A 20,844-nucleotide genomic window follows, 5' to 3' on the forward strand; every position below is an offset into this window, starting at 1 on the left:
TCCCTTTTCCCGGAGCGTAGTGCGATCAGGTGGACCGCGACCAGATATTCGACGGACTTCTCAGCAGCCGTTCGCTGCGGTCACCAGGCCAGTCGTTCGGTGCTCCTCGCGGCCGAGCGCGAGGCCACCTCGCGTACCCGGGCATGGAGCTCCGCCGAGGCCTGCGCGGCGAGCGGATTCGTGCTGACGCCGTCCTCCGCGACGAGCCGCCCGCCCACGTAGACGCGCTTGAGGTTGCGCAACCCGCAGGCGAAGGCGTAATGGGCGTGCACGTCCCAGACCGGCCCGGTGTCGGGACTCGACGGGTCGACGAGCAGGAGGTCGGCGTACTTGCCGACCTCGAGCGAGCCGACGCGGTCGGCGACGCCGAGCGCCTCGGCCGAGCCCAGCGTGTGCATCCGCAGCATCTCGCGGGGCATCAGCACCGAGGCGTCCTGATTGACCGCCCGCTGCGTGTACACCCCGATCCGGAGGTTCTGGAACGGGTCGGAGACGTCGGTGCAGGACTGGTCGTCGAGCCCCACGCCGATCGGCATGCCGAGCTCCCGGTAGCGCGGGATGTCGGCGACGCCGGAGCCGAGGCGCCCGTTCGAGGTGGGCTGCCAGACCATTCCGGCGCCCTTCTCCGCGGCGACGCGGGCCATGTAGGTGTCGGGGTGCACGAAGTGGCCGAACAGGAAGCCGGGCCGCAGCGCCCCGGCCTCCTCGTACCAGCGGAACTTCTCCCGCTGCTGGTCGAGCGCCTCGCTCGTCTCGAGGAAGTGCGCCTGGTTGCCGATCCCGTGCTCGTCCATGGCGCGCACCTCGTCGCGGGCGGCCTCGGCGCTCGCCGACCACTGCACCGCTCCGAAGACGGATGCTCCGAGCGACAGCTCGGGCGGGACCGACGCCTCGAGGTACCGCACGGCGCGGCCGAAGGCGTCGAACGCCTCTTCGACCGGCTGGAACTCGCTGTCGAGGCGGATCGCGTTCATCGTCCGGAGCCCCGCGTCCCGCGCCGCGTCGAACTGACGGTGCAGGTACGCCTCGGGCCGCACGGCGTAGATCTCGCGGCGGTCGGTCTCGGCGTCGTACTTGCCGACGACCCGCGAGTCGGTGAAGTTGTAGGCGCTCGTCACCCCGTTCCCGAGGAAGTCGAGGCAGCCGTGCAGGGTGAACCAGTACACGTCCTCCTCGTCGGCGCCGGCGATGAAGGTGCTCTGCTCGCCGACCCAGCCGTAGAGCGGTTCGCCCGGGGTCATGCCGCGCATCCCGCTGGTGAAGATGTGGCTGTGCGCCGAGACGAAGCCCGGTGCGAGGAACGCGCCCTTCGCGTCGAGCACCTCGCCCGAGCCGATCGACTCGCGCCCGGGCGGGAGCGCCCCCTCCCCCATCGCCTCGATGCGGCCGTCGGCTCCGACCGCCAGCCAGCCGCGGAACCAGTCGCGGTCGTCGGCCATCGGGATGACGACGGCGTTCACGATGGTCAGGAGGGTGCCGGATTCGCTCATGACGCCATGATGCCCGGCCCGGATTGCGGCCATGTTTCGGGCGCTAGCCTGGACGGGGCGCTCTTCCCGCCCCCTCGTCGAAGGACTCCCGCATGATGCATCCCGCCGCTCTCCCGCCCGACCACCCCGACGCGGGCGAGACCTTCAAGAACGCCGCGCGCGGCACCGCACCGCAGGTCGTGCTCGTGCGGCACGGCGAGACGGAGTGGAGCCTCGACGGGCGGCACACCGGGCGCACCGACATCCCCCTCACCGCGCGCGGTGAGGAGCAGGCGGCGGCGGTCGGGCGGGTGCTCGCCGGCCGCCGCTTCGGCCTCGTGCTCTCGAGCCCGCGGCGCCGCGCGGTCGAGACGGCCGCGATCGTCGGCTACCCCGACGTCGAGACCGACGCCGACCTCGTCGAGTGGGACTACGGCGCGTACGAGGGCCTGACCAGCCCGCAGATCAGCGCGGCCTACGGCGACGACTGGAACCTCTGGCGCGACGGCGTGCAGCCCACGCCCGAGGGCGTCGGCGAGCAGGCGGCCGACCTGCTGCGACGCAACCAGGCGATCATCCGCCGCGCCCACCTCACCCTGAACCGCGGCGAGGACGTGCTGCTGTTCTCGCACGGCCACTACCTGCGCACGCTCGCCGCCACCTGGATCGGCGCTCCGATCAGCACCGGCGAGTACCTCGTGCTCGACACCGCCGCGCTCTGCGTGCTCGGCTTCGAGCACGGCAACCAGGTGCTGCGGCAGTGGAACCGCTCGCCGTGGCAGGAGGAGCAGCGATGAGCGCGCCTGTCACGATCACCTCCGCGTCGGCCCTGAAGCGCTCCCTCGCCGCGCTGGCCGCCGAGTTCGCCGCCGTCGCGGTCGAGCGCGACGCCGAGGGCACCGCTCCGTTCGCCGAGGTGGCCCGGTTGCGCGCCACGGGGGCACTGCCCGCGCTCGTTCCGACCGCGCTGGGCGGCGGCGGGCTGGGCTGGCGCACCGTGTTCGAGGCGCTGCGGCCGATCATCCGCGCCGATGCCGGGCTGGGGCACGTCTTCGCGTACCACTACGTCAACTCGTGGCGGCTGCAGCTGAACGAGAACCAGCCGGCGATCGAGGAGCTGCAGCGCGGGCTCGCGACGGACCACTGGTTCTGGGGCGGTGCGGGCAACCCGCGCGACGCGGGCCTCGAGCTCACGCCTGTCGAGGGCGGGTTCACCGTGTCGGGCCGCAAGTTCTTCGCGACCGGGGCCCAGGTGGCCGACCGGGTCACGGCCTCCGGCACCCGGGTCGACACCGGCGAGAAGCTCGCGATCATCATCGACGCCACGCAGCCCGGCGTGGTGCACCACGACGACTGGGCGAACATCGGGCAGCGGCTGTCGGCCTCGGGCTCGGTGTCGTTCGACGCGGCGTCGGTGCCCGACGCGCACGTGCTCGGGCTCGGCGAGCAGGCGGGGCCGGCCTACCGCCCCTACGCCTCACTGTCCATCCTGCTGTTCCAGCTCGCGCTCGACCACCTGCACGTGGGGCTCGCCGAGGGGGCACTCGCGGCCGCCGCCTCGTACGTCGCCACGAGCACCCGCCCCTGGTCGACCGCCACCGTCGACCGCGCGGTCGACGACCCGTACATCCGTGAGCTGATCGGCGAGCTGACCTCGGCGACGAGGGCGGCGGATGCCCTGACCTGGCGTGCCACGGACGCCCTCGTCGAGGCGGCCGACCGCGGCTGGGACCTCACCGACGCCGAGCGCGGCGAGGTCGCGGTGGAGATCGCGGCGGCCAAGGTCGTGTCGACGACGACCGTGCTCGACGTCACCTCGCGGCTGTTCGAACTCACCGGGGCGCGGGCCACCGGGGAGTCGTACGGCTTCGACCGGTTCTGGCGGAACGCCCGCACGATCACGCTGCACGACCCCGTCGCATACAAGGCTCAGGAGGTCGGCGACCATGCGCTGCAGGGCCTGTTCCCGACGCCGTCGGGCTACAGCTAGGGGTTGCGCGCCGCGCTCAGGGTGGTGGGCTGGAACTCCGGGGCGGTGAACGGCCGCCCGGTGAGGAGCGGAACCATGACCGACAGCATCACGCCCGACGACGACCGCGAGGGTCGCGACTACGGACACGGCGACGCCGACGAGCTGCTGCCCGAGGGTGCGGGCACGGCGGCCACCGCCGGAGAGACCGTGCTGCCGTCGGGCCTCGACGGCGACGAGCCGGAGGGCGAGGCCGAGCCCGACCCGACGATCGCACCGGGGCCCGATGCGGCCAGCGACGCCTCGTCGCCCGTCGGGCATGCGGCCCCGCAGGATCTGCGCACCGAAGACTCCTAACGCGCACCCGGCTCACCTTTCGGCGGCTCGAAATACTGGGAAAGGCGGCGTTCGGGCGGGGTGCTCGACGGGCGACTGACACACTTGGGTCTCGATGACGTCTACGCCCGAGCGCCCCTCGCCCACCCCGCCGACCCCCGCCGAACTGCGCCGCTGGCGCCAGTACCTCGCCGACGAACGGGCCGAGGCCCGGGTCTACCGTGAACTGGCCCAGCGCAAGACCGGGTCGGAGCGCGAGATCCTCGACGCCCTGGCCGACGCCGAGGGGCGGCATGAGGAGCACTGGCTCGAGCTGCTCGGCGACGACGTCGGCAAGCCGCGCCGGGCCGACCTGCGCACCCGCCTGCTCGCCGTGTTCGCGCGGCGCTTCGGTTCGGTGTTCGTGCTCGCGCTGATGCAGCGGGCCGAGGCGCGTTCGCCCTACGAGACCGACGTCGACGCGACCGCGGCGATGGCAGCCGACGAGCGCATCCACGGCGAGGTCGTGCGCAGTCTCGCCGCGCGGGGACGCGGCCGCCTGTCGGGCACCTTCCGCGCCGCCGTCTTCGGGGCGAACGACGGACTGGTGTCGAACCTCGCCCTCGTGCTCGGCATCGGGGCGACCGGCGTCTCGAGCACGGTCGTGCTGGCCACCGGCGTCGCAGGGCTGCTGGCCGGCGCGCTCTCGATGGGCGCCGGCGAGTTCGTCTCGGTGCGGTCGCAGCGCGAGCTCCTCGCGGCCTCGACGCCCGATCCCGACGCGCACACGGCGGTGCCCAAGCTCGACGTCGACGCGAACGAGCTGGCGCTCGTCTACCGGGCGCGGGGCATGAGCTCGGTCGACGCCGCCGCGAAAGCCGCCGACGTCTTCGGGGGCCTGTCGACCACGACCTCGGCCATCCGCATCCAGCGGGCGGGCGACGCCGGGGTCACGGCGCCGACCATCACGGGCGGGGCGACGGATGGCGACGAGCACGAGGAGATCGGCACCGCCTGGCAGGCCGCGATCTCGTCGTTCTGCTTCTTCGCCTCGGGTGCGATCATCCCGGTGCTGCCCTACCTGTTCGGGCTCTCGGGAATTGTGGCCGTGCTGATCGCGTCGGTGCTCGTGGGGCTCGCGCTGCTCGGCACGGGGGCGGTCGTCGGGCTGCTCTCGGGCGGTCCGCCGCTGCGCCGGGCGCTGCGGCAGCTGGCGATCGGGTTCGGCGCGGCGGCCGTCACCTACGTGCTGGGGCTGGCGTTCGGGGCGACGCAGTCCTGAGCCGCCCCGTTCGGCACGCTCAGGCGGGTACGGAGGCCAGCTCGTCGTAGGTGGCGAACTTCGTGGCCACGTCGCTGCCGGTGAAGTGGCCCACCCAGCCGTCGTCGTCGTGGAAGAAGCGCACCGAGACGTAGTCGGGGTTGGTGCCCATGTCGAACCAGTGCGTCGTGTCCTTCGGCACCGAGAGCAGGTCGCCGGCCTCGCAGAACACGGCGTGCACCTTGCCCTGGGCGTGCAGGTAGAACACGCCGGAGCCGCGCGCGAAGAAGCGGTCCTCGTCGTCGTCGTGCTGGTGCTCGCTGAGGAACTTCTGGCGCGCCTCGGCGGCCTGCGCCCGGTACTCGTCGGTGTCGGCGGGGGTGATCGAGACGACGTCGACGAGCGTGTAGCCGTGGTCGGTGTTCACGCCGGCGATCTCGTCGCGGTAGAGCTCGAGCACCTCTTCCTGCGTGGGCTCGGCCGAGAGCTCCTTGAGCTCCCAGCGGCTGAAGCGGGCGTTCAGGCCGGCGAGCACCTCGTGGATGGTGTCGAAGTCGCGCGTCTGCAGCGCGGGAGTGGTGGGGTCGGTGTCGTTCCACACGGTCAGCAGGGTCATGTGCTCATCGTAATCCCGCGCGCTCGGCGTCTCCTCCTGCACATCCATCTCGAAGGCCCGTGAAGGTAACAGAGCGCAACACGATTCGCCGCGACACGCACGCGAGGTCTTGAATCGAGCTGCACCCGCACCCACTGCACCCTCCTCACCCCACATTCCTCGTCCCGAAGGAGCACTCCATGGCCATCCTCCGCAGAGCTGCGGCCGTCACGGCCCTCACCGCCGCCGGCCTCCTCGTCCTCTCCGGCTGCGCGCAGTCGAGCACCTCGTCCGAAGCGTCCTCGTCCGACTCGGCGGCGAAGCCCACCGCCTCGGCCGCCCTCCCCTCGCCCTTCGACGGCGACCCGGTCACCGTGGCGCTGGTGCGCCAGAGCGGCGCCGGCGACTTCTTCGAGGCCTGGGGCGCCGGCGCGGCCGCCCAGGCGGAGTTCGCCAACATCGACCTGCAGGTCACCGACGCCCGCAACGACAACGCGAAGCAGGCGAGCGACCTCGAGCAGGCCATCGCCGCCAAGCCCGACGCGATCATCGTCGACCACGGTCAGACCGACACGATCCAGCCGCTCATCACCAAGGCGGTCGACGCGGGCATCCCGGTCATCGTCTACGACCTCGCGCTCACCGACACCGACGGTGTCATCACCACCAGCCAGTCCGACGCCTCGATGGCCGAGGGCGTGCTGAAGCAGCTCGTCGCCGACGTCGGCCAGGGCGCCAAGGTCGGCTACGTCTCGGCCACCGGCTTCGCCCCGCTCGACCGTCGCGCCGAGGTGTGGAACAAGGTCGTGGCCGACAACGACCTCGACGTCGTCTTCTCCACCGGCAAGGTCTCCGAGTCGACCGCGACCGACAACATCCCGCTGGTCGACGCGGCCCTGAAGCAGAACCCCGACGTGAAGGCGATCTTCGCTCCTTACGACGAGATCACCAAGGGCGCCGTGCAGGCGGTCATCCAGAACAACCTGCAGAGCTCGGTGAAGGTCTACGGCATCGACATCTCCAACGCCGACCTCGAGGTCATCACCGCCGAGGGCAGCCCCTGGGTCGCCACCTCGGCCACCGACCCCGCGGCCGTCGGCGCCGGAGTCGTGCGCGCCCTCGCCCTCAGCCTGGCCGGTCAGCTCGACGAGACCGACGTGCAGTTCCCCGCCATCACCATCACGCAGGACTTCCTGGCCGAGAACAAGGTCACGAACGTCAAGGAGCTGCGGGCCGCTGAGCCGTCGCTGGCGCTCGACGACGTGGTCGTGGCGGATTGGCTGCCCGCGGTCTCCGAATGACCGACCCGCTCGCCGATCGCCCCGGGGGGCACGACACCGTCGTGTCCCCCGTCGGGGTTCCCGCGGGTGGCGTCGTGTCCCTCGCGGGCGTCTCGGTCGCCTACGGGTCGAACGTCGTGCTGCAGGGTGTCGACCTCGCCTTCGGCGCGGGGGAGATCACGGCGCTGCTCGGCGCGAACGGGGCCGGCAAGTCCACGCTGATCAAGGCGCTGTCGGGGGCGAACGCCCGCTACGGCGGCGAGATCCGCATCGGCGGCGATCTCGTGCACCTGTCCTCCCCGGTGCAGGCGCGGCAGCTCGGCATCTCCACCGTGCACCAGAAGGTGGCCGACGGCATCGTGCCCGGCCTGTCGGTGGCCGAGAACCTCACGCTCGACGACCTCGCGCAGGCGTCGAGGCATCCGCTGCGCCGCCGCCGGCAGGCCCTCGCCGATGCCCGGGCCGCCCTCGCCACGCTCGGTCTCGACTGGAACGACGCCGTGCTCGAGCGCGACGCCGCGACGCTGCCCATCTCCGACGCGCAGCTGCTCGTGCTGGCGCGGGCGCTGCGCAGCACCCCGCGCCTGCTCATCCTCGACGAACCCACCTCGGCGCTCACCGCCGCCGAGGCCGAGCGGCTGTTCGACGTGCTTCGGGCGCTGCGCGCGAACGGCCTGTCGATCGTCTACGTCTCCCACCGCTTCGGCGAGATCGAGGCGCTGGCCGACCGCGTCGTCGTGCTGCGCGACGGCCTCGTGCAGTCGGTCTCCTCCCGCCCGTTCGCCTGGCACGAGCTGCTGCACGACATGCTCGGCCGGCAGACCGCGCTCGAGAACGAGCGGGGCACGGCCGCACGGGGAACGGATGCGGTGGCCCGCCTCGAGGGTGTCGTCGCCCTGCCCGACAGCCCGCCGATCGACCTCGAGATCCGCCGGGGCGAGGTGCTCGGGGTGCTCGGTCTTATCGGCGCCGGCAAGACCGAGCTGGCCGAGCTGCTCGGCGGTCTCGCGCAGCCGCTGGCCGGACGCCTCACGCTCGAGGGCGCGGCGTACGCGCCGAAGCGGCCGTCCGACGCCATCCGCGCCGGGGTCGTGCTGGTGCCCGAAGACCGTCAGAAGCAGGGCATCCTGCCGGGCTGGTCGGTGCTGCGCAACATCACGCTGCCGTTCCTCGCCGAGTCGAGCGCGCTCGGGCTGCTGCGCCGGCGGTCGGAGCGCTCGCGCGCCGACACGGTCATCGACACGCTCTCGGTGGTCACGGCCGGGCCCGACGCCCTGATCGACGACCTCTCGGGCGGCAACCAGCAGAAGGTCGTCGTGGGCCGCTGGCTGTCGGCGAAGCCGCGCCTGGCCCTGCTCGACGAGCCCTTCCGCGGGGTCGACATCGCGGCCCGCCGCGAGATCGGCGCCCGCCTCGCCGCGATCGCCGCCGACGGCGCCGCCGCGGTCGTCTTCTCCAGCGACGTCGACGAGATCCTCGAGGTGGCCGACCGCATCGTCGTGCTCGTGGCGGGCCGCATCGAGCTCGACCGCTACGCCGACGACGTCGACCGCCCCACGATCATCCACGCCTTCCTCGGCGAGACCGCCGCCTCGTCCCCCGCTGCCGGCACCGCCCCGTCCCCCGCCGCCACCACCGGCGAGAGCGCCCCCGCCGGTTCGACCACCACCGAGTCCGACCCCGAAAGGACTTCCCCATGACCAGCACCACCACGGCCCCGCCCGCCCGGCCGGCCGCTCCCACGAAGTCGGCGGGCGAGCGGGTCTCGGGCACCGTCGTGAAGTGGGGCTTCGTCGCCGTGACGGCGCTGCTGATCCTGTTCTTCGTGGTGTCCGAGCCCAACTTCCGCACCGTCGACAACGTCTTCGGCATGCTCAAGTTCATCGCGCCCACCGCGATCGCGGGCCTCGGCGTGATGCTCGCGATGACCGTCGGCGGCATCGACCTCTCCGTGGGCGCCTCGGCCGGCTTCGCGGTCTCGATCGCCGCGTGGACCATGGTCATCGCCAACCAGGTCGGCGGCGTCGCCGTCTCGGTGGTGCTGGTGTGCGGGCTGCTGATCGGGGCGCTGAACGCGTTCCTGATCGTCGTGGCGCGCATCCCCGACCTGCTCGCGACACTCACCACGATGTTCGTCATCGTCGGCCTCAAGCTGATCATCGTCGACGGCAAGTCGATCTCGTCGCAGATGACCCTGTCGAACGGCACGACGGCGCCCGGCAAGTTCACCGCCGACTTCCTCTGGCTCGACCGCGGCTCGATCGGCCCCGTGCCGATCCCCGTGATCCTGTTCCTGCTCATCACCGTGCTGCTCTGGTTCCTGCTCGAGCGCACCCGCTGGGGCCGGGCGCTCTTCGCCGTCGGCACCAACGCCGAGGCTGCGCGGCTCTCGGGCATCCGGGTGCAGTGGTACCGCACGGCTGCCTACATGGGCTGCGGCCTGCTCGCCTCGGTCGCCGGCCTGCTGCTCGCCGCCCGCATCGGGCAGGGCGACGTCACCGCCGGCAACTCCCTGCTGCTCGACGCGGTCGCGGTCGCGCTGGTGGGAGTGAGCGTGCTCGGCATCGGCCGGCCGAACGCCTGGGGCACCGCCCTCGGGGCCGTGCTGATCGCGGTGATGGTCACGGGCTTCACCATGGCGGGCCTGCCCTACTACGCTCAGGACTTCGGCAAGGGCATCGTGCTGCTCGTCGCCCTGCTGTTCAGCTTCACCTTCTCCCGCCGCCGCACGGTCGTCACCGCGGGCTCAACGACCAGCGCCTCCTGACCCCCGCCCCACCCAGCCCGACCAGGACCACCCAGCCCGACCAGAACCACCCGGCCCGACCAGCCCACCCAGCCCGACCAGGATCACCATGCCCGACTTCTCCCAGCTCACCGCCGACACCGTCGCCGCCTACCTCGCGAGCCGCCGCGCTCTCGCCGGGGTCGTCGACGCCGCCCGCATCGCGTCGGTGCGCGAGGTCGGCGACGGCAACCTCAACCTCGTCTTCATCGTCGAGGACGCCGGCGGAGCATCCGTCGTTCTGAAGCAGTCGCTGCCCCACGTGCGCACCGACCCGTCGTGGCCGATGACCCGTGAGCGCTCGGCCCGCGAGGCGACCGTGCTCGAGGCGCACCAGCGCGCCGACGCCGAGCACGTGCCCGCGCTCTACGACTTCGACCACGAGCACTTCGTGCTGGCGATCGAGAACCTGTCCGACCACCGCGTCTGGCGCAACGAGCTGAACGCCGGGCGGGTGCACGAGTACGCGGCCGACGCCATCGGGCGCTACGTCGCCCGCACCGCCTTCGCCACCTCGCCGCTCGGTCTCGACCCGCTCGAGCACAAGGCCCTGGTGACGCGCGCCGTGAACCCCGAGCTCGCGCAGATCACCGAGGACCTCGTCTTCACCGAGCCGTACATCGAGCACCCGCACAACGCGGTGCTGCCGGCGAACGATCCCGACGTGGCGGCCCTCCGCGCCGACCGGGCGCTGCGGCGCGAGATGGGGCTCGCGAAGTTCCGCTTCATGACCACCGCGCAGTCGCTCATCCACGGCGACCTGCACACGGGGTCGGTGTTCGTACGGCCGGCGGGCGGCTTCGAGGGCGGGGTTCCGGATGCCCGGGCCTCCGTGCGCGCGTTCGACAGCGAGTTCGGCTTCGTGGGCCCGACGGGCTTCGACCTCGGCGCCCTCTGGGCGAACCTGATCCTCGCGGCGGCCCGCGCCGAGGCCCTCGGCGAACCGGATCGCGCCGAGCTCGTGCTCACCTTGCCCGGCCGCCTGTGGGCCGCCTTCGAGCACGAGTACCGGGCGCTCTGGCCCGAGCGGCTCGACCCGCGCGTGTGGGGCGACGAGGTGCTCGAGCAGCTGCTGGCGGGCATCCGCGACGATGCGGCCGTGTTCGCGGCGGCCAAGGCGATCCGCCGGATCGTGGGCTTCGCGAAGGCGAGCGACATCGAGACCCTGCCGGCCGCCGAGCGCGAGGGCGCGGCCCGCGGCGTGCTGCGCGCCGGCCGCTCGCTCGCCCTCACCCGCCACGGCATCGCCGACGTCGAGGCCCTCGCGGCGGAGACCCTCGCGACCCTCCGCGCCTCCCGCACCCCGCGCTGACCCGCAGCAACGGGACCACAGCGCATCGGAAGCGTCGACAAGATGACGCATCCGATCTGGACACTGGCTGACATAGGTGACAAAACTTCATCTCCGTGGAATGATTGTCCTTTCGGACGACGCGAGACTGATGAATCGAGAACTTATGCCCAGCAGCCGTTCACAGCTTCTGACACTGCGGTCAAGACGATCGCGCCTTGGACGGCTGGCAATGATCACCGCGAGTGTTTCGATCGTTGTGACGGGATGGTCCGGAGCGGCAGCTGGCTCGGCAACCGCCGGCACAGCACCACTAGCGCGGGTGGAACTAGTCAGCAGGGCGGCGGACAACTCGTCCCCGGCGGACAGCCCGGCGTTTTCCGCTGCGACATCTCCTGACGGGCGCTTCGTCGTCTTCGTCAGCGCCGCGTCGAATATCGCGTCAGTCACGTCGCCTTATTCCCAGGTCTACCTGAAAGACCGAGCGAATGGCACGACTCGAGTGGTCAGCAGCGTCGGGGGGAATTCAGGAAACGGACATTCCAGCGCCCCTGATGTCTCTGACGACGGCTCTATCGTTTCGTTCAGGTCCTTCGCAACCAACCTGACGCCGACGCCGACTGGGACCACGGCGGCGCAGCTGTTGATTTGGTCCCGGTCGAGTGGGGATATCTCTCTGGCGAGCACGGCCGACGGCCGAACCCCGACCGCTGCCAACTACGACGTCGGTCAGGCCGAACTTGCGGGAGACGGTCGCACGGTAGCCTTCGTGACCTCAGCCACGAACCTCGTCAGCACTCCGACAAACGGAAATGCCCAGATCTACAAACGTGACCTTATTTCCGCAACGACGCAGATGGTCAGCATAACTGAGAGTCCATCACCACAGGGCTCGCCGAGCAACTCATTCAGTCCATCCATCAGCTTCGACGGTCGATTCATCGCTTTCGAAACCGCCGGAGAGTTAACAGCGGCACCGACCGCTGGATTGCCGCAAATCTATCGACGCGACACAATGGTCGGCGACACCGACCTAGTGAGCGTCAGCCGCAGCGGCTCGAGCGCCAGCAATTCAATATCGCGCAGTCCGTCGATCTCAGCCGACGGTCGATTCGTCGCGTTCGAGAGCGCGGCGACGGACCTCACTGATCTCGCACGACCTGGAAGCTTCCAAATCTATCTTCGCGATCTGCAAGCGAATCTCAACCGCCTTGTTTCAAAAGACAATTCCGGCACCACCGCAGCGACCGGCACCAGTAGCAAGGCATCCATTTCTCCAGATGGGCGCCAAGTGTCTTACATTTCGGACGCGAGGGATCTTGTGCCACAGGGTTCCGATTTGGCCTTCAACCGATCCCAGGTGTACCTCTTCGATAGGGGACGAGGTACGACCATCGTTGTCAGTTCACCCCGCGAGCAGGCGATCGGCGATGACAACTCATATGAGACATCGACGGCGAACGGAGGTGTCGTCGTCTTCAGCTCCCAGTCGACCAATCTGCTGCCCGAGGCGACAATGCCGAAGGGACAGGTCTACGTCGCGAGTACGAATTTCGCCACCCTGACGCGGATGGACGGCGCAGATCGCTTTGGCACCTCGGCCACGATTTCCAAGCTCACCTTCGCTAGTGGGGTCCCCGTCGCTTATGTCGTATCCGGTGTCACCTTCCCGGATGCGCTCTCGGGTGCTGCGGCAGCAGGCAGAGAACACGGGCCGGTCCTTCTGGTCACTCCCGACTCCATTCCGACCGCCACCGCGATCGAGCTACAGCGCCTAAAACCGCAGCGGATTGTCGTAGCCGGCGGAACCAGCGCTATCCACTCAGACGTGGAGAAGGCGCTTGGGGCATACTCGCCGCTGGTTAGTAGAATTTCGGGCGCCGACCGTTTCGAGGTGTCGGCGAAGGTTTCGGAGACCGTTTTCGATGTCGTTGCGTCGGATGGGCCGACCACAGCGTTCGTCGCGTCAGGAGAGGTTTTTCCGGACGCACTCTCGGCCGGTGCGATTGCCGCTGGTCAGTCTCCCGTCCTTCTCGTCGGAAAAGATCGTCTCCCGACACTGGTCGCGGCCGAGTTGCGGCGCTTGGCACCAGACACGATCACCGTTCTCGGAGGCCCCAACGCCGTATCCGATGGAGTTGTCGCGGCGCTCCAAGCAATCGCTCCGGTGAACAGGATCGGTGGCCAGGATCGATTCGATGTGTCCGCGGGTGCGTCGGCCGCGTTCCCTGTCGGCACCCGCACGGTCTTCATCGCCTCGGGCGTCACTTTCCCCGATGCGCTATCGGGATCGGCTGCAGCGATCCAGCGACGCGCGCCAGTTCTGCTTGTCACACCCACGGCGATTCCGGATTCGATCAGGAGCGAGCTGCGGCGTCTTCAGCCGACACACATTGTCGTGCTCGGCGGGACATCAGCAATCTCCGCGGGTGTCTTCGACCAGCTCACTGGCTTTCTCGCCCGTTGACGCGGGCAGATCATAACTGGTGGTCGCTCGCGTACCGAATGCGAGAGCAGGCAGGGTCTTTCGCCAGTTCGGTGCACGTCAGTGTGACGGGCCAGCCCATGCCGGATCGTCTGCCACCGCAGGGGGCACACTAAGCGAGACTGGGAGGGGCCCGCGAACGGATGCGCGGCCCCCACGACCCGAGGAGCCCCACCATGACCGACGCGACGACCGTGACGAACGACGACGTGGTGGTGTTCCTGCCGAGAGGGGGTGGGCGGGCATCCGCTGATCGCGAAGCGACGCCGGAGCCGGGATCCACTACGCCGACGGCGACGCCGGAACCGACCCCCACCCCTGCCCTCGAGCCCGTGCCGCAGGCGGAGGCCGTGGTGAACGTCGCCGACCTCGCCGTGACGCGCGGCGACGGGGTGTTCGAGTCGATCGGCGTCGTGGGCGGGCGGCTGCTCGAGCTGCCCCGCCACCTCGCCCGCCTAGCGCACTCGGCCGAGCTGCTCGAGCTTCCGGCGCCCGATCTCGACGCCTTCGAGCAGGCGGTCCACGCGGCCCTCGCCGCGCACGAGGCGGCGCCCGAGCTGCTCGTGAAGCTGTTCCACAGCCGCGGAGTCGAGACACCGGCCCACACCATCGACGGGCCGACCGGGTGGGTGCAGGTGCTCTCGGGCGCCGACCACTCGGCCGCCCGGCGTGAGGGCGTGCGCGTCGTGCTGCTGGATCGCGGCTACCGCAGCGACATCGCGCAGACCGCGCCGTGGCTGCTGCAGGGCGCCAAGACCCTGTCGTACGCGCTGAACAAGGCGGCCCTCCGTGAGGCGGCCCGGCGCGACGCCGACGACGTGGTGTTCGTCTCGACCGACGGCGTGCTGCTGGAGGGCCCGACGGCGAACGTGGTGGTGCGCCACGGGGACGTGTTCCGCACGCCGCGCACCGACCTGGGCATCCTCGCCGGAACCACGCAGGCCGCCTTCTTCGACACCGTGCGCGCCCGCGGGCTCACGGCCGAGGAGGCCGTGCTGACGCCCGACGACCTGACGACCGCGGACGCGGCCTGGCTCTGCTCGAGCGGACGCCTGCTCGCGCCCATCCGCTCGGTCGACGGCGCGCCGCTGCCGGTCGACGCCCCCTTCACCGCGGGCGTGCTCGCGGAGGCCTTCGGCCTCCCCGCCTGACGGCCGGCGCGGCAGTGGGGCTGACGCGGCCCGCAAAAAACGAACGACGAACGCCGACACGGCCCTCCCCCGGAGGGAAGGGCCGTGTCGGTGGTGCGATGCGCGACTAGCGGCGCGCGGTGCTGCGGCCGGCGAAGCGGGTCCAGATCAGCAGCACGATGATGGCGCCGATGATCGAGCCGATGATGCCGGCGGGCTGGAAGAAGCCGTCCATCGGGTCGTGCTGGAAGATCAGGAAGCCGAGGAAGCCACCGACGAACGAGCCGATGACACCCAGCAGGATGGTCATGGGGATAGAGATGTTCTGCCGACCGGGAACGATCAGGCGGGCCAGGGCACCGGCGATGAGGCCGATGACGAGAAGGCTGATGATGAGTCCGAGCATGATGTCTTCCTTCGTTCGTGCGCCCGGTTCTGAGCGGCTCCGTTCAGCGAACCACCCGGCGAGGTGGTCCGGGACACCCCTAGGGGTGGTCTTCCGACGGCGAGGCGGGAGTAGGTTCAGGAAGGTGACCGAGACGCCGAAGCAGCCCATCCGTGTGGCCCTCGTCGACGACTACGACGTGGTGCTCACGGGCCTCGCCCACATGTTCGACCGGTACCGCGACCGCATCGTCATCTGCGAGATCGACGCGAACGCCGAGCTCAGCGACGAGGTCGACATCGTGCTCTACGACTCCTTCGCCCAGCCCGAGTCCGACCGGCAGGAGCTGGCCGGGCTGGTGAAGAACCCGCGGGCCCGGCGCGTGGTCGTCTACACCTGGAACTTCCAGCCCGAGCTCGTCGAGAGCGCCCGCGCGCAGGGCACTCACGGGTACCTGTCGAAGACGCTGCCGGCGCGGGAGCTCGTAGCCGCGCTCGAGGCGGTGCACGCGGGCGAGAGCGTGGTCAGCGAGCCGCCGAGCAAGCGGGTCGGCAGCGCCCCCGGCCTCGACTGGCCCGGCCGGCACGAGGGGTTCACTGAGCGGGAGTCCGAGATCCTCGCCCTGATCACCCAGGGCAAGAGCAACGCCGAGGTCGCCGCGCTCACCTACCTCAGCGTGAACACGATCAAGTCGTACATCCGCGAGATCTACCGCCGCATCGGGGTCTCGAGCCGCACCCAGGCCGTGCTCTGGGGTGTCGCCCACGGCTTCTCCCCCGACCACCACCGCATCGACCACTGGCTCGGCGGCCCCTGACTCGCGCCCTCGTCTGAGGGCTCTCGGGTCGCGCAAAAGCCGCTCTGGGAGCCCGCGAAGGTGACTTTGCGCGACCCCGGGCGCGCGGGTCAGCGGGTCGCGAGCGCGATCTGCAGCAGCGCCTCGGTGAGCTCGAGGTGCCAGCGCGCCTGGCGCAGGTCGGCGCCCCAGGCGTAGATGCCGTGCGAGGCGACGATCAGCGCCGGCACCTCCGCGACACCGTCGGCGGCCGGGCGGTAGACGCGCTCGAAGTCGTCACCGAGCACCCGCATGTCCTGGTGGTTCTGCACGACGGGGATGACCACCCGCTCCCCGTGCGCGGAGTGACCGATGCCCTTCAGCATCTCGAGGTCCTCGAGCTCGACACCCTCGGGCCAGCGGTGGCCGGCCCGCACCGCCGCGAGCGCGTGCACGTGGATGCCGGCCCCCGCCCCGGTCACCGCCGCAATCCGGGCGTGCAGCCCCGCCTCGGCGGAGGGCTTCCGCGCGAGGCCGAGCGACGTGGTCAAAGAAGCCGAGACCGGGTCCGCGGCCCACTCCCCGAGCTCGTCCACGACCACGATGTCCGAGGCGCCGAGCTCCCCCTTGTCGAGCCCCGAGGCCGTCACGGCGAGCCTCAGCGGAGAACGATCGAGCGTCACCGACAGATTGCCGGCGGTCCCGGGCATCCACCCGCGGGCCGCGAACCGGGCCGACTCGGCAGCGAGCGCACCGCCGGCGGTCCGCAGGGATTCAGCGTTCAGGCCAGGCAGCGAGACCCCACTCACGGCGCCACGACCTCCACCTCGTCGAACGACCCTACGACGGCCGCCGCGCCGAAGTCCGCCTCGAAGAACGGCTCCCCCTCGCGCGAGAAGGCGACGACCTGCCAGCCGGCCTCGAGCGCCGCCGCGACCTCGCCGGGGTTGTCGGTGAAGAACACCAGCTCCTCGGCCGGGATGCCGAGGGAGGACGCGATCGCGTCGTACGACGCGGACTCCTTCTTCGGCCCGGCCTTGATCGTGTCGAAGTAGTCGGTGATCAGCGACGTCAGGTCGCCCGAGGGCGAGTGCCGGAACCACGGCACCTGCGAGGCCACCGATCCCGACGAGAACACGGCGAGCGCGACACCGTGCTCGTGCCAGTCCCGCAGCTTCGGGATGACGTCGTCGAAGAAGTGCGACGAGATCTCGTCGCGTGCGAAGCCCTCGGCCCAGATCTGGCCCTGGATGGTCTTGAGCGGCGTCGCCTTGACGTCCTGCTCCATCCACTCGTGCAGCACGGCGACCACGGCGTCGGTCGTGGCGTCGGCGGGCAGCGAGGCGTCGCGGATGACCTGCGAGCGCGCCTCGGCGATGGCCGCGTCGTCGGCGTGCTCGTCGATCCAGGCGGCGAGCCGGGGCCGGGCGTAGTCGTAGAGGTCGCCGAGGATGAACCCGGCCGCACTCGTGGTGCCCTCCAGGTCGACGACGAGGCAGCGTGCCGTCACCATCAGCGGGTCGGGGGTGGGGGCCGGCGGGTTCTCGATCGTCACGGTCGTTCCTTCGCGTCAGGGTTCAGGGGGTGGGTGGGCGCCGCAGGCGCGACGGCGGGGGTTCAGGATGCGGGCAGCGCCTCGCCGGTGAGCACGTGATGCCGGGCCGCGTCGAACAGACGGATCGACGCCTCGCCCAGCACGTCCCCGGGCAGCGACTCGATGTCGGCGGCGTGCGAGAAGCCGACCGCCCGGCGCATCCCCTCGACCCCGGCGAAGCGCCAGGCGTCGCGCGAGATGGCGGCCAGCGACGGCGAGGGAGCGGAGGCGCCGGCCGCGTCCCAGACCTCGGCGAACGCGTCCCAGCTGGTGTCGATCGCCGAGCGGCGCGCCGCGGCGAGCGCCGGCTGCCCCACGGCGTCGGCGGCGATCGCGGCGAGCTCGAGGTTCGCCCAGAACAACCCGAGGTCCATGCCGATCGGGCCGACGAAGCTGAACTCGGGGTCGAACACGACCACGCGCTGCGCTCCGGCGGGGCGCCCGATCATCACCGATCCGCTGTGCAGATCGCCGTGGATCAGCGCCTCGTGCCGCGTCTCGAAGTCGTGCCGGATCGAGGCGACGGCCCCGCGCATCCGCTCGTCGACGTAGAGCGCGGCGACGCGCTCGTCGAGCGCCGGGTGCCAGTGGTTGTGCTCGTGCTGTCGGTAGGGCTCGTCGAGCACGACGTCGAGCGTCATGCGGCAGAGCTCGGGGTTGGCGGCCAGCTCGACGAGCTCGGCGTGGGCGGCCGGGCCGAGTGCCGAGACGGAGGTCGAGGCGGCCAGTTCGCCGACGAAGCGGCCGACCACCTCGCCCAGCTGCGCGTAGTCGATCCCGACGGCGTCGGCGCCCGAGACGACCTGGCGCACGAGGGCGTCGCGCAGCACGTCGAGGGCGCTGAGGTCCTCCATCACCAGCACGTAGCGCTCGGGGTCGAACGCCACGATCACAGGGATCGACTCGGGCACCCGCTCGGCGAGCAGCCCGTAGGTGCGGGCTTCCGAGGCGATGCGCCCCGGGTCGACCGGCCACTCGGGCCCGACGACCTGCACCCACGGCGGGGCCTGCTTCACGGCCAGGCTGCCGAGCGGGCCGCGGGCGATGAAGACGCGGTTCATGTTGCCGGCGGTCACCTCGTCGACGCGCACCTCGGCCGGTGAGGCGGCGACCCGCCCGAGCAGCCCGGCGCCCGCGAGGTAGGCCACCACGTCGTCGCGCCCGACGAGCAGCTCGTAGGGCGCGTTCATCGCGCACCGCCGGCGATCGAGCCCGACCCGGCCGCAGCCGACGACGCGCCTGCGTCAGCAGCGCCCGTCGCGTAGTACTCCCCCACCCGCGACGGCTCGAACGCCCCCCGGTCGGTGACGATCCGGCTGACGAACCGCGCCGGCGTCACGTCGAACGCCGGGTACCAGGCGTCGGTCACGAGAGCGGATGCCGTGCGGCGCCCGAGCGTGTACAGCACCTCCGCGGGGTCGCGCTCCTCCACCACGATGTCGGCGGCCGTGGGCGCCTGGGCATCCGGAGCCTGCACCAGCGCGTAGAACGGCACCCCGAACGCCGAGGCGGCGACCGCGAGGCCGAGCGTGCCCACCTTGTTCACGACGCTGCCGTCGAGCGACACCCGGTCGGCCGCCGTGACGAGCGCGTCGATCGGCCCGAGCGTCGAGCCGGGCGCCAGCGCGGCGGCGCCCATGCCATCGGTGATCAGCGTGACGTGCTCGCCGAACTCGGCGAGGGTGTGCGAGGTCAGTCTGGCGCCCTGCAGGTACGGGCGCGTCTCGGTGGCGACCCAGTCGAAGCGCTTGCCGGCCTGGCGGGCGGCGCGCACGAATTCGATCAGGTAGGTGTCCATCCAGCAGTGGGTCAGGATGCGCGCGCCGTCGGGCAGCAGCTCCGCCGTCGCGACTCCGAGCCGTCGGCTGCGGTCGCGGTAGCTCTGCGCGCCGCTCCGGGCGCTCTCGACGGCGGCCTCGACGAGCGCGGCGGTGGCGCGGGCGTCGTCGGCTCCGGATGCGCGAGCCGCCGCCAGCGCCACGTCGACGTCGCCCAGCACCCGGTGCACGGCCTCGCGGGGGTGACCGTTGGTGGGGCGGGCGGTCTCGAGCGCGAGCCCCGCCACGCGCATCCGCTCGCGCGCCGCCTCGGGCCGGAGACCGGCCACCTGCAGCGCGGTCAGCTCGAGCCCGGCGTAGGCCGCGAACAGCGGGCCCGAGCTCTGCGTGACCATCGCGCGGATGGCCTCGGCCACCTGCTCGGCGTCTCCGGCCTCGACCCAGCTCACGGTCTCCGGGAACACCCGCCGGTCGAGGATCTGCGCGACCCCGCCGTCGACCCGCACGGAGTCGTCGAGCACGGGGGTGATCTCGGTGCTGCTCGTCATGCTGCTGCCCACTGCCCGTCTCGTCGCCTGCCCCTCGAGAATACCGCGACCGCCCGCCCCCTCCCGCGCGCCCGGTCAGGCGGCGAGGAGCGCGGGCAGCTCGGCGAGGGTCTGGGCCGGGGTGTGCGCGTGCGGCGAGAAGCGGATGCGCCCGCCCGGGTGCAGCGTCGTCGTCACCCCGGCGGCGGCGAGCCGGGTGTGCAGAGCGGCGGCCCGCTCCTCGGGCAGGCCCGCGACAACGATGCCGGCCCGCTCCTCGGACGCCCGGGGAGACAGCAGCGCCAGCCCGGCGGCGTCGATGGCGGCGATGACGCTCGCGGTGGCCGCCCGCACCCCGTCGGCCACCCGCTCCGGCCCCGCCGCCTCGAACTGCTCGAGGGCGGTGGCGAACGCCCCGGTGGCGAACGGCGAGAGGCTCGTGACCGAGTAGCGCTCGGCGCCGGGCAGCAGCGGATGCTCGATCCCGTCGTAGGCCGCCGGGTGCTCGACCCCGGTCCACCCGCCGAGCACGGGCGCGACCTCGTCGAGCCCGCGCGGCGAGAGCGCGAGGAAGCCGGTGCCCCAGCCCGCCCGCAGCCACTTCTGGCCGCCGACGGCCAGCACGTCGGCCGCCGTCCAGTCGTTGGGCGCGGCCCCGAGGTTCTGGATGCCGTCGACCACGAGCAGCCGGTCGGGGCCGATCACCTTTCGGAGCGCTCCGAGATCGGCCCGGTAGCCGGTGCGGAAGTCGACCGCGCTGACCGCCAGCACCCGGGTGGACGGAGTGAGGGCATCGGCCACCCGCTCGGCGGTGACGTGCAGGGGCGCGGCAGAGCCCGATCCGGGGAGGGGGCGCACGCGCATCCGGCCCGCCTGCTCGGCACGCAGCCACGGGTAGAGGTTGGCGGGGAACTCGTCGAGGCTCACCAGCACCTCGCCGCGCAGGCCGGCGGCGGCGGTCATGAGGCCCTGCGAGGTGCTCGTGCTGAGCGCGACGCCCTCGGGCGCGAAGCCGGTCACCCGCGCGACGGCCGCCCGCGCCCGCTCGTCGACCGCGTGCAGCGACGCCGCCGGCTCGCCCCGCCGGGCGGCGGCGAGCAGCTGGTGCACGGTCGATTCGACCTCCGGCGTCGGGGGCCCGTAGCTCGCATGGTTCAGGTAGCCGGGATTCACCCGTCCATTCTGCTGCGCCCACTGCACGATCG

General features: G+C 71.4%; 19 protein-coding genes. 11 read left to right on the forward strand and 8 right to left on the reverse strand.

The features are described from left to right. Positions 1-80: 80 nt before the first annotated feature. Positions 81-1,490, reverse strand: coding sequence for an amidohydrolase family protein (locus NVV95_RS13360; RefSeq protein ID WP_259487048.1), 1,410 nt, complete (start codon positions 1,488-1,490; stop codon positions 81-83). 92 nt (positions 1,491-1,582) lie between these two features. Here NVV95_RS13360 and NVV95_RS13365 point away from each other — a divergent pair, with 92 nt between their 5' ends. From NVV95_RS13365 to NVV95_RS13380, 4 genes are all read left to right on the forward strand, one after another. Continuing rightward, the gene (locus NVV95_RS13365) at positions 1,583-2,266 is read left to right on the forward strand and encodes a histidine phosphatase family protein (RefSeq protein WP_259487049.1); all 684 of its coding nucleotides are present in this window, start codon (positions 1,583-1,585) and stop codon (positions 2,264-2,266) included. Then, a complete protein-coding gene (locus tag NVV95_RS13370; RefSeq protein WP_259487050.1) occupies positions 2,263-3,459 on the forward strand; it encodes an acyl-CoA dehydrogenase family protein in 1,197 nt (398 codons plus the stop codon). The genes NVV95_RS13365 and NVV95_RS13370 overlap by 4 nt, the downstream gene beginning before the upstream one ends. Positions 3,460-3,534: 75 nt before the next feature. Continuing rightward, positions 3,535-3,795 (forward strand): hypothetical protein, encoded by a 261-nt coding sequence (locus NVV95_RS13375; protein ID WP_259487051.1) that lies wholly within the window; start codon positions 3,535-3,537, stop codon positions 3,793-3,795. A 94-nt stretch (positions 3,796-3,889) separates the two neighbouring features. After that, positions 3,890-5,035 carry a VIT1/CCC1 transporter family protein gene (locus tag NVV95_RS13380; RefSeq protein ID WP_259487052.1) on the forward strand — a complete coding sequence of 382 codons (1,146 nt, stop codon included), beginning with the start codon at positions 3,890-3,892 and terminating at the stop codon, positions 5,033-5,035. 19 nt (positions 5,036-5,054) lie between these two features. Here the strand turns inward: NVV95_RS13380 and NVV95_RS13385 are convergent, their stop codons facing one another. Continuing rightward, positions 5,055-5,630, reverse strand: coding sequence for a 1,2-dihydroxy-3-keto-5-methylthiopentene dioxygenase (locus NVV95_RS13385; RefSeq protein WP_259487053.1), 576 nt, complete (start codon positions 5,628-5,630; stop codon positions 5,055-5,057). Between the two features lie 179 nt (positions 5,631-5,809). Between NVV95_RS13385 and NVV95_RS13390 the strand changes: the two genes are divergently transcribed. The 6 genes from NVV95_RS13390 (at position 5,810) to NVV95_RS13415 (ending at position 14,601) form a co-directional block, all read left to right on the forward strand. Next, a complete protein-coding gene (locus NVV95_RS13390; RefSeq protein WP_259487054.1) occupies positions 5,810-6,910 on the forward strand; it encodes a substrate-binding domain-containing protein in 1,101 nt (366 codons plus the stop codon). Further along, positions 6,907-8,589, forward strand: coding sequence for a sugar ABC transporter ATP-binding protein (locus NVV95_RS13395; RefSeq protein WP_259487055.1), 1,683 nt, complete (start codon positions 6,907-6,909; stop codon positions 8,587-8,589). The genes NVV95_RS13390 and NVV95_RS13395 overlap by 4 nt, the downstream gene beginning before the upstream one ends. Beyond that, entirely contained in the window at positions 8,586-9,656 is a 1,071-nt protein-coding gene (locus NVV95_RS13400) for an ABC transporter permease (RefSeq protein ID WP_259487056.1), read from the forward strand. Before NVV95_RS13395 ends, NVV95_RS13400 begins: the two co-directional genes overlap by 4 nt. A gap of 88 nt (positions 9,657-9,744) precedes the next feature. Beyond that, positions 9,745-10,986, forward strand: a complete 1,242-nt coding sequence (gene mtnK, locus NVV95_RS13405; RefSeq protein ID WP_259487057.1) for an S-methyl-5-thioribose kinase — start codon at positions 9,745-9,747, stop codon at positions 10,984-10,986. 211 nt (positions 10,987-11,197) lie between these two features. Continuing rightward, positions 11,198-13,432, forward strand: coding sequence for a cell wall-binding repeat-containing protein (locus tag NVV95_RS13410; protein WP_259487058.1), 2,235 nt, complete (start codon positions 11,198-11,200; stop codon positions 13,430-13,432). Between the two features lie 194 nt (positions 13,433-13,626). Next, positions 13,627-14,601 (forward strand): aminotransferase class IV, encoded by a 975-nt coding sequence (locus NVV95_RS13415; RefSeq protein WP_259487059.1) that lies wholly within the window; start codon positions 13,627-13,629, stop codon positions 14,599-14,601. Between the two features lie 106 nt (positions 14,602-14,707). On the opposite strand, the gene NVV95_RS13420 is transcribed toward NVV95_RS13415, so the two are convergent. Further along, the gene (locus NVV95_RS13420; RefSeq protein ID WP_259487060.1) at positions 14,708-14,986 is read right to left on the reverse strand and encodes a GlsB/YeaQ/YmgE family stress response membrane protein; all 279 of its coding nucleotides are present in this window, start codon (positions 14,984-14,986) and stop codon (positions 14,708-14,710) included. Between the two features lie 202 nt (positions 14,987-15,188). Between NVV95_RS13420 and NVV95_RS13425 the strand changes: the two genes are divergently transcribed. Then, complete coding sequence (locus NVV95_RS13425; protein ID WP_310796082.1) at positions 15,189-15,782, forward strand: helix-turn-helix transcriptional regulator; 594 nt, start codon at positions 15,189-15,191, stop codon at positions 15,780-15,782. A gap of 89 nt (positions 15,783-15,871) precedes the next feature. Here NVV95_RS13425 and mtnB read toward each other — a convergent pair whose 3' ends face one another. From mtnB to NVV95_RS13450, 5 genes are all read right to left on the reverse strand, one after another. Then, positions 15,872-16,549, reverse strand: a complete 678-nt coding sequence (gene mtnB, locus NVV95_RS13430; protein ID WP_259487062.1) for a methylthioribulose 1-phosphate dehydratase — start codon at positions 16,547-16,549, stop codon at positions 15,872-15,874. Further along, positions 16,546-17,295: an acireductone synthase gene (mtnC, locus tag NVV95_RS13435; RefSeq protein ID WP_259487063.1), complete on the reverse strand. Its 750-nt coding sequence runs from the start codon at positions 17,293-17,295 to the stop codon at positions 16,546-16,548. Before mtnC ends, mtnB begins: the two co-directional genes overlap by 4 nt. 62 nt (positions 17,296-17,357) lie before the next feature. Next, positions 17,358-18,524: a phosphotransferase gene (locus NVV95_RS13440; protein ID WP_259487064.1), complete on the reverse strand. Its 1,167-nt coding sequence runs from the start codon at positions 18,522-18,524 to the stop codon at positions 17,358-17,360. Continuing rightward, the gene (locus NVV95_RS13445; RefSeq protein WP_259487065.1) at positions 18,521-19,660 is read right to left on the reverse strand and encodes a translation initiation factor eIF-2B alpha/beta/delta subunit family protein; all 1,140 of its coding nucleotides are present in this window, start codon (positions 19,658-19,660) and stop codon (positions 18,521-18,523) included. The genes NVV95_RS13440 and NVV95_RS13445 overlap by 4 nt, the downstream gene beginning before the upstream one ends. 75 nt (positions 19,661-19,735) lie before the next feature. Further along, the gene (locus tag NVV95_RS13450) at positions 19,736-20,812 is read right to left on the reverse strand and encodes an aminotransferase class V-fold PLP-dependent enzyme (RefSeq protein WP_259487066.1); all 1,077 of its coding nucleotides are present in this window, start codon (positions 20,810-20,812) and stop codon (positions 19,736-19,738) included. Positions 20,813-20,844: the final 32 nt, after the last annotated feature.

The organism is Herbiconiux gentiana (assembly GCF_024978135.1).
Classification (GTDB): Bacteria; Actinomycetota; Actinomycetes; order Actinomycetales; family Microbacteriaceae; genus Herbiconiux; species Herbiconiux gentiana.

Bases quoted from the DNA above. Each gene is read 5' to 3' on its own strand.
- NVV95_RS13360 (WP_259487048.1), bottom strand. From the start codon at position 1,490: ATGAGCGAATCCGGCACCCTCCTGACCATCGTGAACGCCGTCGTCATC.
- NVV95_RS13365 (WP_259487049.1), top strand. From the start codon at position 1,583: ATGATGCATCCCGCCGCTCTCCCGCCCGACCACCCCGACGCGGGCGAG.
- NVV95_RS13370 (WP_259487050.1), top strand. From the start codon at position 2,263: ATGAGCGCGCCTGTCACGATCACCTCCGCGTCGGCCCTGAAGCGCTCC.
- NVV95_RS13375 (WP_259487051.1), top strand. From the start codon at position 3,535: ATGACCGACAGCATCACGCCCGACGACGACCGCGAGGGTCGCGACTAC.
- NVV95_RS13380 (WP_259487052.1), top strand. From the start codon at position 3,890: ATGACGTCTACGCCCGAGCGCCCCTCGCCCACCCCGCCGACCCCCGCC.
- NVV95_RS13385 (WP_259487053.1), bottom strand. From the start codon at position 5,630: ATGACCCTGCTGACCGTGTGGAACGACACCGACCCCACCACTCCCGCG.
- NVV95_RS13390 (WP_259487054.1), top strand. From the start codon at position 5,810: ATGGCCATCCTCCGCAGAGCTGCGGCCGTCACGGCCCTCACCGCCGCC.
- NVV95_RS13395 (WP_259487055.1), top strand. From the start codon at position 6,907: ATGACCGACCCGCTCGCCGATCGCCCCGGGGGGCACGACACCGTCGTG.
- NVV95_RS13400 (WP_259487056.1), top strand. From the start codon at position 8,586: ATGACCAGCACCACCACGGCCCCGCCCGCCCGGCCGGCCGCTCCCACG.
- mtnK (WP_259487057.1), top strand. From the start codon at position 9,745: ATGCCCGACTTCTCCCAGCTCACCGCCGACACCGTCGCCGCCTACCTC.
- NVV95_RS13410 (WP_259487058.1), top strand. From the start codon at position 11,198: ATGATCACCGCGAGTGTTTCGATCGTTGTGACGGGATGGTCCGGAGCG.
- NVV95_RS13415 (WP_259487059.1), top strand. From the start codon at position 13,627: ATGACCGACGCGACGACCGTGACGAACGACGACGTGGTGGTGTTCCTG.
- NVV95_RS13420 (WP_259487060.1), bottom strand. From the start codon at position 14,986: ATGCTCGGACTCATCATCAGCCTTCTCGTCATCGGCCTCATCGCCGGT.
- NVV95_RS13425 (WP_310796082.1), top strand. From the start codon at position 15,189: ATGTTCGACCGGTACCGCGACCGCATCGTCATCTGCGAGATCGACGCG.
- NVV95_RS13440 (WP_259487064.1), bottom strand. From the start codon at position 18,524: ATGAACGCGCCCTACGAGCTGCTCGTCGGGCGCGACGACGTGGTGGCC.
- NVV95_RS13445 (WP_259487065.1), bottom strand. From the start codon at position 19,660: ATGACGAGCAGCACCGAGATCACCCCCGTGCTCGACGACTCCGTGCGG.